Source organism: Streptomyces sp. NBC_01012 (assembly GCF_045162755.1).
Taxonomy (GTDB): Bacteria; Actinomycetota; Actinomycetes; order Streptomycetales; family Streptomycetaceae; genus Streptomyces.
This window is the reverse complement of record NZ_CP108688.1, coordinates 6,438,381-6,450,476: the sequence shown is the minus strand read 5'-3', so window position 1 is coordinate 6,450,476 and position 12,096 is coordinate 6,438,381. Positions and strand designations below refer to the sequence as shown.

Sequence of the window (12,096 nt, the reverse complement as noted above, 5' to 3'; positions counted from 1 at the left end):
TCCCCGACACTCTAAGGGCTGTCCCGCCGACGGAAAGGCCCCGTACGAGAGACGTACGGGGCCCTGTCGCATACGGGCGGGGCAATTTCGTCCCGCGTCACATACCCGCGATCAGCTTCTCCACCCGGTCGTCGACGGACCGGAAGGGGTCCTTGCACAGCACGGTGCGCTGCGCCTGGTCGTTGAGCTTGAGATGGACCCAGTCGACGGTGAAGTCCCGCCGCTGTTCCTGGGCCCGCCGGATGAAGTCGCCGCGCAGCCGCGCCCTGGTCGTCTGCGGGGGCACCGACTTGCCCTCGAAGATCTTCAGGTCGTTGCAGATGCGCGCGGCCTGGCCCTTGCGCTCCAGGAGGTAGTAGAGCCCGCGCCTGCGGTGGATGTCGTGGTAGGCGAGGTCTATCTGCGCGACCCGCGGATTCGACATGGTCATGTTGTGCTTCGCCCGGTACCGCTCGATGAGCTTGTACTTCATGACCCAGTCGATCTCGGTGTCGATCCGGTCGAGGTCCTCGGCCTCGATGGCGTCCAGCGTGCGGCCCCAGAGCTCCAGGACCTGGTCCACGGTGCCGGTGCGGATACCGCGGCGCTCGACGAAGTCGACGGCCTTCTCGTAGTACTCGCGCTGAACCTCGATGGCCGAGGCCTCACGGCCGCTGGCCAGGCGCACCTTGCGCTGTCCCGTGGTGTCGTGGCTGACCTCGCGGATGGCCCGGATCGGGTTCTCCAGGGTCAGGTCACGCATCACCGTGCCCGCCTCGATCATGCGCAGCACGAGGTCGGTGGCACCGACCTTGAGGAGCATGGTCGTCTCGGACATGTTGGAGTCACCGACGATGACGTGGAGGCGGCGGTACCGCTCCGCGTCCGCGTGCGGCTCGTCCCTGGTGTTGATGATCGGGCGGGAGCGCGTCGTCGCGGAACTGACGCCCTCCCAGATGTGCTCGGCCCGCTGGCTCACGCAGTACACGGCTCCGCGCGGCGTCTGCAGCACCTTGCCGGCACCACAGATCAGCTGACGGGTGACGAGGAACGGAATGAGGATGTCCGCGAGCCGGGAGAATTCCCCGTGCCGGGCCACGAGGTAGTTCTCGTGGCAGCCGTAGGAGTTTCCAGCCGAGTCGGTGTTGTTCTTGAAGAGATAGACGTCGCCCGCGATTCCCTCCTCGTGCAGGCGGCGTTCGGCGTCGACGAGCAGACCTTCGAGAATGCGCTCGCCCGCCTTGTCGTGCGTGACGAGTTCGGTCACGTTGTCACATTCGGGTGTCGCGTATTCCGGATGCGATCCGACGTCGAGGTACAGGCGGGCGCCGTTCCGCAGGAAGACATTGCTGCTGCGGCCCCATGACACAACACGGCGGAAGAGGTAGCGCGCCACTTCGTCAGGTGACAGTCGGCGCTGTCCCCTGAACGTGCACGTGACGCCGTACTCGTTCTCCAGCCCGAAAATGCGGCGGTCCATGACTGAACATTACGCCTTACGGCCTGAGCTGAAACCGGGTTCGGCAGCACCGTTTCGATCATTTTCCGAACCGGCCACGACCTCGGGCGTACGCCCGGGAGCTGCGAGTACCCTCCCGGTCGCCAGCAGAACCAGCAGCGCCGCCACTCCACCGGCCCCCGCTACGGCGAAACTCCACGCCGTCCCGCCGAGCTCGACGGCCGGGCCCGCCACCGCCGTTCCGGCCGCGGCGCCCACCCCGAACGTCGTCACGAGCCAGGAGAACGCCTCAGTGACCGTGCCCCGCGGCGCGTGCCGGTCCACGACGATGAACGAGCAGGCGATCGCCGGTGCCAGGAACACCCCGGCGAGCGCCGCCAGTGCGGTCATGGCGGGCACCCCCGGCGTCAGCGTCAGCGGCAGATAGCCGAGGGCGAGCAGCCCGACGACCACCCGCAGCCTGCGCTCGGGCGCCCCGGCCCACTGCCGCGCCCCGTACACCGCTCCGCCGATCAGCGCGCCGAGGCCGAGCGCGGCCATCAGCCAGCCGTACACGGACTCCCGGCCCTGGTCGTCGGCGTAGGCGACACCGGCCACCGTGATCGAGCCGAGCGCGAGCCCGACGAAGAAGAACGCGCTCAGCAGGGCGAGCAGCCCCGGCGAGCGCAGGGCGCCGAGCCAGTGCGCCTCACGGGGCGCCGAGCACCAGGTCCTGGAGGGCTCGGACAGGACGACGGACAGCGCGCCCAGCACCCCGACGGCGTTGATGACCAGGAGCGCGGCGGCCGGCGACCGGAGCGCCACCAGGACCGTCACGAGGAGAGGACCCACGGTGAACATGACCTCCTGGGCCACCGCGTCCATGGCGTACGCCCGGTGGACCCGGTCCTCCCGGCCGAGGACCGTCGGCCACAGGGCGCGCAGACCGCCCTCCAGCGGGGGTGTGAACACACCGGCGACGACGACCGCCGCGTACGCCGCGGGGAGCGGGTCGAGGCCGATCAGGGCGAGCGCGACCATGCCCAGGGCGGAGACGACCGCCGCGGGGAGCTGGACACGCGGCTGGCCGTACAGGTCGACGGCCCGGCCCAGCAGCGGCTGCCCCACCGCCGTGGCCAGTCCGTACGCCGCCCCGAGGGCGCCGGCCAGCGTGTAGCTGCCGCCCTCCGCACGGGTGAACAGGACGATCGCGATGGGGGCGGTGGCGTTCGGCAGCCGTCCCACCAGGGTGCCTGTCAGCAGCCGGGCGGCGTGCCGCGTCCGGAGGATGTCCAGATAGCCCGCGGCCATGTCCGCCCCTCTCCCCCGACGGTGTCACAGCCTCGGGGTTTTACGTATAACGTCGGGCTCATACGTACCATGTGGACAACCACGCAGTCCATCCCGCCGCGACCCACGGCCGCACCCGACCGGCCCAGCACGGAGGCACGAGTGAGCAGCACGCGGCAGCCCGCCCCACCCCGGCCCACCAGCCGTGACGTGGCACGGGCCGCGGAGGTGTCGCAGGCGACGGTCTCGCTGGTGCTCGGCGACAAGTGGCGTGGCCGGGTGTCGGCCGCCACCGCCGAGCGCGTCCGCGACAGCGCCAGGGCACTCGGCTACCGGCCGAATCTCGCCGCCCGCAGTCTCCGGCTCGGCCGCACCCGCACCGCACTCCTCGTCGTCCCCGCGCTCACCAACGAATTCTTCGCCCGCGTGTACACCGGCGCGGCGGCCGTCGCGACCGAGCACGACTTCGGCGTGGTCCTCTACCCGTCCCCCGACGGCACAGGACCCGCGAGGGACCCGTTCGCCTCGGCACGCGCGGCGCTCGACGGGGTGATCGCCTCATCGATGGCCGCAGGGGCCGTCGGGGCGCTGCGAGGCGTGGACCTGCCCCTGGTGATGCTGGACAGCGACCCCGACGAGCACGGCGCGGCGGCACGCGTGAATCTCGACATCGCGGACGGGATGCGCCAGGTCACCGGCCATCTGCTGAGCCTCGGCCACCGCCGGATCGTGCACCTCGCCTCCGCCGTGGACACCTGGACCTTCGCGGTGCGCGCCCGCGCGCTGCGGGAGGCCGTACGGGACACACCCGGCGCCGTCCTGCGGACGGTCTCGGCACCGCTCGACGTACGCGCGGGACGCGAGGCGGCCGAGACGGTCCTGGCGTCCCCCGGACCGCCGCCCACGGCCATCGTCTGCGACGACGACATCCTGGCCGCCGGCGCCTGCAAGGCGGTGCGCCGACGGGGGCTGCGGGTGCCCGACGACATCTCGGTGACGGGTTTCGACGACCTGGCGCTCGCCACCGCGGTGGAGCCGGAGCTCACCACCGTGCGCCTCCCGGCCGAACAGGTGGGCGAGCGGGGCATGACGGCTCTGCTGGCCGTCCTGGAGGGCCGCCCCGTCGAGCACCGCGACCTGCCCGTCCGCCTGGTCGTACGAGGCTCCACCGCGCCCCCGCCCACCGCATGACTAAGCCCCCGGGCCAGGAGCCCGGGGGCAGGTCAGGACTTTCGCGCTACTCCTTCGAATCCTTCGAAGCGCCGCCCGTGCCCTCCTCAGGGCCGTCCGTGCCCTTGGCGGGGGCCTCGGCATCGGCGGCCGGGGCGGCACCGCCCTCCGGCTCCTCCGTGTCGGACGGAGCGTCCGTCGGGGTCGCCCCCGCGCCGTCCGCGTCCAGCAGCCTGGTCAGCTGCCGGCCGACGATCCGCTTGAACTTGCGCTGCTGAGGCCTCGTACGGTCCAGGACCGCGACCTCCAGACGCTCGGCGGGAATCTCCCGCTCGTTGCCGTTGGCCTCCCTGGAGAGCGCCTGCACGGCCAGCTTCAGCGCCTCGGCGAGCGACATCCCGTCACGATGGCGCTGGTCGAGGAAGGTGCTGATCTGCTCGGCGTTCCCGCCGACCGCGACCGAGCCGTGCTCGTCCACGATCGAACCGTCGTGCGGCAACCGGTAGATCTGGTCGCCCTCGGGCCCGGCACCGACCTCGGCGACCACCAGCTCCACCTCGTACGGCTTCTCGGCCGCGCTGGAGAAGATCGTGCCGAGCGTCTGCGCGTAGACGTTGGCCAGCCCACGGGCCGTCACGTCGTCGCGGTCGTAGGTGTATCCGCGCAGATCGGCGTAGCGGACGCCGCCGATACGGAGGTTCTCGTACTCGTTGTACTTGCCGGCGGCGGCGAAGCCGATCCGGTCGTAGATCTCGCTGAACTTGTGCAGCGCACGGGACGGGTTCTCACCGACGAACACAATGCCGTCGGCGAACTGCAGCACAACCAGGCTGCGACCACGGGCGATGCCCTTCCGGGCGTATTCCGCCCGGTCGGCCATGGCCTGCTGAGGTGAGACATAGAACGGCGTCGACACCGGCTATCCGTCCCTTTCTGTCAGTGACGAGTGCATCGGAGAAGCATCGGTCCGGTCAGAGCAGCGCGGCACGGGGGCCGTCGGGCTGCTCGAGCCGGCGCTCCAGGATCGCTCGCGCGATCTCCGAGGAATCCGTGTCGTCCAGCCTGCGGAAGCCCTCGTCGGTGATGACGGTGACGATCGGATAGATCCGGCGGGCCACATCGGGGCCACCCGTCGCCGAGTCGTCGTCGGCCGCGTCGTACAGGGCCTGCACGACCAGGGTGAGCGTCTGCTCCTCCGTCAGGTCCTCGCGGTACAGCTTCTTCATCGACCCGCGCGCGAAGACGGAGCCCGATCCGGTGGCCGCGTATCCGCGCTCCTCGGAGCGGCCGCCCGTGACGTCGTACGAGAAGATCCGGCCCTTCTCGCGGTCGACGTCGTACCCCGCGAACAGCGGGACGACCGCCAGGCCCTGCATGGCCATCGCCAGATTGCTCCGGATCATCGTGGAGAGGCGGTTGGCCTTGCCCTCCAGGGAGAGCGTGGCGCCCTCTACCTTCTCGAAGTGCTCAAGCTCCAGCTGGAACAGCTTGACCATCTCCACGGCGAGACCCGCCGTGCCGGCGATCCCCACCGCGGAGTACTCGTCGGCCGGGAACACCTTCTCGATGTCGCGCTGCGCGATCATGTTCCCCATGGTCGCCCGCCGGTCACCGGCGAGGACGACCCCGCCGGGGAAGGAGGCCGCGACGATGGTGGTGCCGTGCGGCGCCTCGACGGCGCCCTGCAGCGGCGGCAGGCTGCGGTTGCCAGGAAGGATCTCGGGTGAGTGGTCGGACAGGAAGTCCATGAACGAGGACGATCCCGGCGTCAGGAAGGCAGCTGGTAGACGCCCGGTGCTACGAGTGTTGGCTTCCACGCGTTTCCCTCCAGGTATGCGATGGCCCTGCGCAAGGAGTCAGGATCATCCCCCAACTTGCCGATGGCCGAATTGCAGTTGAAGCAGTACGCCACGGACCCTACCCGCCCTGTGACGGTGATCAACATGATCCGGGTGCAGAAGCACTTCCGTGGGGTGCCCTGTGGTGGGCAGGCACCCCACGGAAGGCGCGGCCGGCGACACGAGGGCGCCGACGAGCTGCCTGGGACGGTCCCCGGCTGCTACTCGCCACCCTTTTGAACGAACGAACGTACGAAATCCTCGGCGTTGGACTCGAGGACGTCGTCGATCTCGTCGAGGACGTCGTCGACGTCGTCGCTGAGCTTCTCCTGTCGCTCCGCGAGGTCCTCGGACGCCTGCGCGTCCTGCGCCTGCTCCTCGGTCCCCTCGGTGGAGCGTGTCGCCTTCTGCTGTCCGCCGCCGGTGTCCTTGGTCGCCATCTAGCTCACCCCGCTCGGTTCGAAGCACTTGATCAGACCCTACCTACGGGGTCCGACATTGGCCCGGTACTTTCCTCAACGTCCGGAGGTCATCTGATTGATTCCCAGCCCGGACGCCTTTCAGCCCCCCGTCAGGGTCCGGACCAGCTCTTCCGCGGTGCGACAGCGGTCCAGGAGGTCCTTGACGTGGGCACGTGTACCCCGCAACGGTTCCATCGTGGGGACCCGCTGGAGCGAGTCACGGTCGGGCAGATCGAAGATGACCGAGTCCCAGGAGGCCGCGGCGACGTCGTCCGCGTACTGCTCCAGGCAGCGGCCCCGGAAATAGGCCCTGGTGTCCTCGGGAGGCTGCGTACGGGCGCGCTCGACGTCGCTCTCGTCGAGGATCCGCTTGATCTTCCCGCGTGCGGCCAGACGGTTGTACAGGCCCTTGTCGGGCCGTACGTCGGCGTACTGGAGGTCGACCAGGTGCAGGCGTGGGGCGTCCCAGTCCAGGCCGTCCCGGCGCCGGTAGCCCTCCATGAGCTCCCGCTTGGCGATCCAGTCCAGCTCGCCCGACAGGCTCATCGGGTCGCTCTCCAGGCGGTTCAGGGTGTCCTCCCAGCGGGCCAGGACATCCTTGGTCTGCTCGTCGGCGTCCGCCCCGTACTTCTCCTCGACGTACTTCCTGCCCAGCTCGAAGTACTCCATCTGGAGCTGTACCGCGGTGAGTGTCCGGCCGCTACGGAGCGTGACCAGCTGCTTCAGTGTCGGATCGTGCGAGACCTGGTGGAGCGTACGGACCGGCTGGTCGACGGCCAGATCGACGTTGATGAAGCCGTCCTCGATCATGGCCAGGACCAGTGAGGTGGTGCCGAGCTTCAGATAGGTCGAGATCTCGGAGAGGTTCGCGTCGCCGATGATCACGTGCAGCCTGCGGTACTTCTCGGCGTCCGAGTGCGGCTCGTCGCGGGTGTTGATGATGGGGCGCTTGAGGGTCGTCTCCAGGCCGACCTCGACCTCGAAGTAGTCGGCGCGCTGACTGATCTGGAACCCGTGCTCATGGCCGTCCTGGCCGATCCCGACCCGGCCTGCGCCGGTGACGACCTGGCGGGAGACGAAGAACGGGGTCAGATGGCGCACGATGTCCGAGAAGGGGGTCTCCCTCTTCATCAGGTAGTTCTCGTGCGTGCCGTAGGACGCGCCCTTGTTGTCGGTGTTGTTCTTGTACAGATGGATCGGCTGGGCGCCGGGGATCGCGGCGGCCCGCTCGGCCGCCTCGGCCATCACCCGCTCACCGGCCTTGTCCCAGAGCACCGCGTCCAGCGGATTGGTGATCTCGGGTGAGCTGTACTCGGGGTGCGCGTGGTCGACGTACAGCCGCGCACCGTTGGTGAGGATCACATTGGCCAGGCCGATGTCCTCGTCCGTGAGCTGGCTGGAGTCCGCGGTCTCGCGGGCGAGGTCGAAGCCTCGCGCGTCACGCAGCGGGTTCTCCTCCTCGAAATCCCAGCGGGCGCGGCGCGCCCGGTGCATCGCCGCCGCGTAGGCGTTGACGATCTGGGACGAGGTGAGCATGGCATTGGCGTTGGGTTGACCGGCGACGGAGATTCCGTACTCCGTCTCGATGCCCATCACTCGCCGTACGGTCATGCGGCCCTCCTTGCCCGGCGTCGCTCCCCTCCGGGAGCGGCGCTCAAGTACCGCTGCTGGTCCGCGGTGCCCGTCCCCGCACTGCGCGACTCGGCGGTACGGCAGAGCCTAGAGCGCCTCTGCGCCGGTGGGGAGATCAATTGCGTCATTGTTCGGGTGTGGCCGGAGCCGCCGGGAAAACGGCCGGCTGCGGATACCCTGCCGGGCATCCGCAGCCGGTCTGCGTTTTACAGGTACTGTCCGGTATTTGCCACCGTGTCGATGGAGCGACCGGTGTCTGCGCCCTGCTTTCCGGTGACGAGTGTGCGGATGAACACGATCCGCTCGCCCTTCTTTCCGGAAATCCTGGCCCAGTCGTCCGGGTTGGTGGTGTTGGGCAGGTCCTCGTTCTCCTTGAACTCGTCCACGCATGCCTGGAGGAGATGGGAGACGCGCAGGCCCTTCTGGCCCTGCTCGAGGAATGCCTTGATGGCCATTTTCTTTGCCCGGTCCACGATGTTCTGAATCATCGCTCCGGAGTTGAAGTCCTTGAAGTACAGGACTTCCTTGTCGCCGTTCGCGTAGGTGACCTCGAGGAAGCGGTTCTCCTCGGATTCCGTGTACATCCGCTCCACGACGGACTGGATCATCGCGTGGGCGGCGGACTCCCTGGATCCTGTGTGCTCGGTCAGGTCGTCCGAGTGCAGCGGCAGCGAGGGCGTGAGGTACTTCGCGAAGATGTCCTTCGCCGCCTCCGCGTCCGGACGCTCGATCTTGATCTTCACATCGAGACGGCCGGGCCGCAGGATCGCGGGGTCGATCATGTCCTCACGGTTGGAGGCACCGATGACGATGACGTTCTCCAGGCCCTCCACACCGTCGATCTCGGCGAGCAGCTGGGGGACGATGGTGTTCTCCACGTCCGAGCTGACACCGGAACCACGGGTGCGGAAGAGGGATTCCATCTCGTCGAAGAAGACGATGACGGGGGTGCCCTCGCTCGCCTTCTCCCGGGCACGCTGGAAGACGAGGCGGATGTGCCGCTCGGTCTCACCGACGTACTTGTTGAGGAGCTCGGGGCCCTTGATGTTGAGGAAGTAGCTCTTCCCCGCGGGCTGTCCTGTGACCTCGGCGACCTTCTTGGCCAGCGAGTTGGCGACGGCCTTGGCGATGAGTGTCTTGCCGCAGCCGGGAGGTCCGTAGAGCAGGATGCCCTTGGGCGGGCGGAGCTCGTGCTCCTTGAAGAGGTCGGGGTGGAGGTACGGGAGCTCGACCGCGTCGCGGATCAGTTCGATCTGGTCGCCCAGGCCGCCGATCTTGTCGTAGTCGATGTCCGGGACCTCTTCGAGAACGAGCTCCTCGACCTCGCTCTTGGGGACCACCTCGTAGACGTAGCCGGACCTGGGTTCGAGCAGCAGGGCGTCGCCGGGGCGGATGGTGATGTCCAGCAGAGGCTCGGCGAGCCTCACCACCCGTTCCTCGTCGGTGTGCCCGATGACCAGGGCGCGCTCGCCGTCCTCGAGGATCTCCTTGAGGGTGACGATGTCCCCGGCCCGCTCGAATTCCATGGCCTCGACCACGTTGAGCGCCTCGTTGAGCATGACTTCCTGGCCTCGCCTGAGGCCTTCGAGCTCGACGCTCGGACTGACGTTCACCCGGAGCTTGCGGCCCCCGGTGAAGATGTCACAGGTGTCGTCCTCGTTGGCCTGCAGGAAGACACCGAAGCCGGCCGGCGGCTGCGCGAGCCGGTCGACCTCCTCCTTGAGGGCCACGATCTGGTCGCGGGCCTCCCGGAGTGTGTTGGCGAGCCGCTCGTTCTGTGCGGACACGCCTGCCAGGTTGGTCTGCAAATCGACGATCCGCTCTTCGAGAATCCTCGTATGACGCGGAGAGTCGGCGAGCTTACGTCGCAGGACGGCGATTTCCTGCTCGAGATAGGCGACCTGGCCGGCTGGGTCTTCTGACCCCCGCCCGGGCCGGATGCCGCGGTTGATGTCGTCGTCGTGGGCTGCCACGGTCCTCACCTCCTCCAAGGGGAGCTGGACGCTTCCTGACCCTACCTGGGTGGGTGGTGATTGAAACCCCTAGATCACAAAGACCCGGGAGTGTGTCCGATCTTCACCCTTGCGCTCTCCCTCACGCCAAGGGAATACCCACCCTTCGTCACCGGAAAGCAGGCGGTTGTATCGTCGAAGCGTTCAACACCCGTCAGGGCTGGCTTCAATTGGTGCAGATACGCAGGGAACGGCAGGACATATGACCGTGCAGCAGGATGCTCCGGGCGGCAGTGACGCGCAGGATCTCGAGGTCTGGATCGACCAGGACCTCTGTACGGGCGACGGTATCTGTGTGCAGTACGCCCCTGAGGTGTTCGAGCTGGACATCGACGGGCTCGCGTACGTCAAGAGCGACGAGGACGAGCTCCTCCAGGACAAGGGCGCCACCACACCGGTTCCGCTGCCGCTGCTCCGGGACGTCGTGGATTCGGCGAAGGAGTGTCCGGGCGACTGCATCCATGTGCGTCGCGTTTCGGACAACGTGGAAGTGTTCGGTCCCGACGCGGAGTGACAGCGCGGGCGACGGCACGGCGGTGGCCGCGGCAGTGGCTCAGGTACTGCGTGTGCTGCTGCCGGCCGGGCCCGCCGTCTTGATGAAGGCGTTGCCCTGCCACCGCCAGGAGGCGTTCTCCAGTTCGTCGGGGCAGCAGCGCGGCACGTCGGTCGACGAGTAGCCGAGCAGGGTCGCCGACACCCGGCCGTCGCTGACGGTGAAGTCGGTGACGGTCAGTTTCTGAGCGGGGTCCACCAGGGTCGCCACGACCCTGGGTGCGGCCCCGCTCGGCTGTGTGACGACGTAGATGCCGCTGGGCGGGGTGCCCGACCCGGCGGCGCAGTGCACGACGGCGACGGTCTCGGGCCCGCCGTCCCCGTCGAGGTCTCCGGGGGCGCTGTCGGCCACGGTGTGCCCTGCCGCACCGCAGTCGAGGGGGAAGGTGACGGTGGCCGGGTCGGGCGCCGTCGCGGCGGGTGCGCTTCCGTGCCGCGTGGTGACGTGGTGCTCGGACGCCGAGGCTGTCGCGGTGCCTGCGTCGGGCTGGAGCAGTCCCGCGGCGGCGACGACCGCGGCCATCACTGTCGCCGTGGCGAGCCAGTGCACCGGCCTGGCGTCGGTGTGCGCGAGGTCCGGGAGCGCGGAGGTCTGCACGCGGTATGTCTCCTGTGGTTCCTGGAGGCCTGGGTAGGCGGTGCCGAACACACGTCGGCGGGCGGGGGTGGCCAGCATCGTGCCACACCTCACACTCCAGGGGAACGGCGGGGTCGTCACCGCGCGTGGAAAGGCGCCGCCGCCAAGCTCCCGGGTCGGTCCGGGAACTCGGCGGCGGCGCCGGTGCGTGTCAGGGGGTCAGTCGGTGGCGGAGCCGCTCCGGCCGCCGGGACCGCTGTAGTCCTCGCCGTAGGCGCCCTTGGAGGGACGGCGGCGGCGCAGGGGCGGCTCGACGCCGTCCGCGAGGCGGCGGGCGGTGACGAGGAAGCCGGTGTGGCCGATCATCCGGTGGTCGGGGCGGACGGCCAGGCCCTCGACGTGCCAGTTGCGGATCATCGACTCCCAGGGCTGCGGTTCCGCGAAGCAGCCGATCTCGCGGATGGACTCGACGGTCCGCGAGAGCTGGGTCGTGGTCGCGACGTACGCGCAGAGGATGCCGCCGGGCACCAGGGCCTTGGAGACGGCCTCCAGGCACTCCCACGGGGCGAGCATGTCGAGGACCACGCGGTCGACGTCGGTGTCCGAGAGGTTGTCCTGGAGGTCGCCGACGGTGAGTTCCCAGGCCGGGTGCGGCGCGCCGAAGTAGCGTTCGACGTTCTGCTGGGCGATCTCGGCGAAGTCCTCGCGGCGCTCGTAGGAGTGCAGCATGCCCTGCTCGCCGATGGCGCGCAGCAGGAAGGTACTCAGCGCACCCGAGCCGACGCCGGCTTCGACGACGCGCGCGCCGGGGAAGATGTCGCCGAAGGCGAGGACCTGGCCCGCGTCCTTCGGGTAGACCACGGCGGCACCGCGGGGCATGGACAGGACGTAGTCGGGGAGCAGGGGGCGCAGCGCGAGATAGGCGACGTTTCCCGTGGTACGGACAACACTGCCCTCGGGAGCACCGATCAGCTCGTCGTGCGGGAAAGAACCCTTGTGGGTGTGGAAGTTCTTTCCGGCTTCGAGCGTGAAGGTGTAGTGGCGTCCCTTGGGGTCGGTGAGCTGGACCTGGTCCCCGACTTTGAATGGGCCGCGACGGCGGGCGGCACCGGTCGGTTCGGACATGTGAACAGCCTACCGGTATTTG

Annotated in this window: 11 protein-coding genes and 1 pseudogene; 2 read left to right on the top strand and 10 right to left on the bottom strand. The window is 68.8% G+C overall.

The window, feature by feature from the left end; genetic code table 11:
* Window positions 1-97: 97 nt before the first annotated feature.
* The gene (gene pafA / locus OG623_RS29035; RefSeq protein ID WP_406150489.1) at window positions 98-1,459 is read right to left on the bottom strand and encodes a Pup--protein ligase; all 1,362 of its coding nucleotides are present in this window, start codon (window positions 1,457-1,459) and stop codon (window positions 98-100) included.
* Between the two features lie 9 nt (window positions 1,460-1,468).
* Window positions 1,469-2,728: an MFS transporter gene (locus tag OG623_RS29030; RefSeq protein ID WP_406150488.1), complete on the bottom strand. Its 1,260-nt coding sequence runs from the start codon at window positions 2,726-2,728 to the stop codon at window positions 1,469-1,471.
* 141 nt (window positions 2,729-2,869) lie between these two features.
* Here OG623_RS29030 and OG623_RS29025 point away from each other — a divergent pair, with 141 nt between their 5' ends.
* On the top strand, window positions 2,870-3,898 hold the full coding sequence (locus tag OG623_RS29025; RefSeq protein ID WP_406150487.1) for a LacI family DNA-binding transcriptional regulator: 1,029 nt from the start codon (window positions 2,870-2,872) through the stop codon (window positions 3,896-3,898).
* 46 nt (window positions 3,899-3,944) lie between these two features.
* Here OG623_RS29025 and prcA read toward each other — a convergent pair whose 3' ends face one another.
* The 6 genes and pseudogenes from prcA to arc all read right to left on the bottom strand — a co-directional run bounded on the left by prcA (window position 3,945) and on the right by arc (window position 9,781).
* Complete coding sequence (gene prcA / locus OG623_RS29020; protein ID WP_406150485.1) at window positions 3,945-4,793, bottom strand: proteasome subunit alpha; 849 nt, start codon at window positions 4,791-4,793, stop codon at window positions 3,945-3,947.
* A 55-nt stretch (window positions 4,794-4,848) separates the two neighbouring features.
* Entirely contained in the window at window positions 4,849-5,694 is an 846-nt protein-coding gene (gene prcB, locus OG623_RS29015; protein ID WP_406150484.1) for a proteasome subunit beta, read from the bottom strand.
* Window positions 5,646-5,823: pseudogene (locus tag OG623_RS29010) on the bottom strand (endonuclease domain-containing protein); the annotation flags it as partial. The pseudogene OG623_RS29010 and the gene prcB, both read right to left, overlap by 49 nt.
* A gap of 113 nt (window positions 5,824-5,936) precedes the next feature.
* Window positions 5,937-6,155, bottom strand: a complete 219-nt coding sequence (locus OG623_RS29005; RefSeq protein ID WP_277334824.1) for a ubiquitin-like protein Pup — start codon at window positions 6,153-6,155, stop codon at window positions 5,937-5,939.
* 120 nt (window positions 6,156-6,275) lie between these two features.
* A complete protein-coding gene (gene dop, locus OG623_RS29000) occupies window positions 6,276-7,787 on the bottom strand; it encodes a depupylase/deamidase Dop (protein WP_406150483.1) in 1,512 nt (503 codons plus the stop codon).
* 227 nt (window positions 7,788-8,014) lie between these two features.
* Window positions 8,015-9,781: a proteasome ATPase gene (gene arc, locus OG623_RS28995; protein WP_406150481.1), complete on the bottom strand. Its 1,767-nt coding sequence runs from the start codon at window positions 9,779-9,781 to the stop codon at window positions 8,015-8,017.
* 241 nt (window positions 9,782-10,022) lie between these two features.
* On the opposite strand from arc, the gene OG623_RS28990 reads away from it, so the two are divergent.
* On the top strand, window positions 10,023-10,334 hold the full coding sequence (locus tag OG623_RS28990; protein WP_362889304.1) for a ferredoxin: 312 nt from the start codon (window positions 10,023-10,025) through the stop codon (window positions 10,332-10,334).
* 39 nt (window positions 10,335-10,373) lie between these two features.
* Here OG623_RS28990 and OG623_RS28985 read toward each other — a convergent pair whose 3' ends face one another.
* Window positions 10,374-10,970: a hypothetical protein gene (locus tag OG623_RS28985; protein WP_406152045.1), complete on the bottom strand. Its 597-nt coding sequence runs from the start codon at window positions 10,968-10,970 to the stop codon at window positions 10,374-10,376.
* A gap of 198 nt (window positions 10,971-11,168) precedes the next feature.
* On the bottom strand, window positions 11,169-12,074 hold the full coding sequence (locus tag OG623_RS28980) for a tRNA (adenine-N1)-methyltransferase (RefSeq protein WP_406150479.1): 906 nt from the start codon (window positions 12,072-12,074) through the stop codon (window positions 11,169-11,171).
* Window positions 12,075-12,096: the final 22 nt, after the last annotated feature.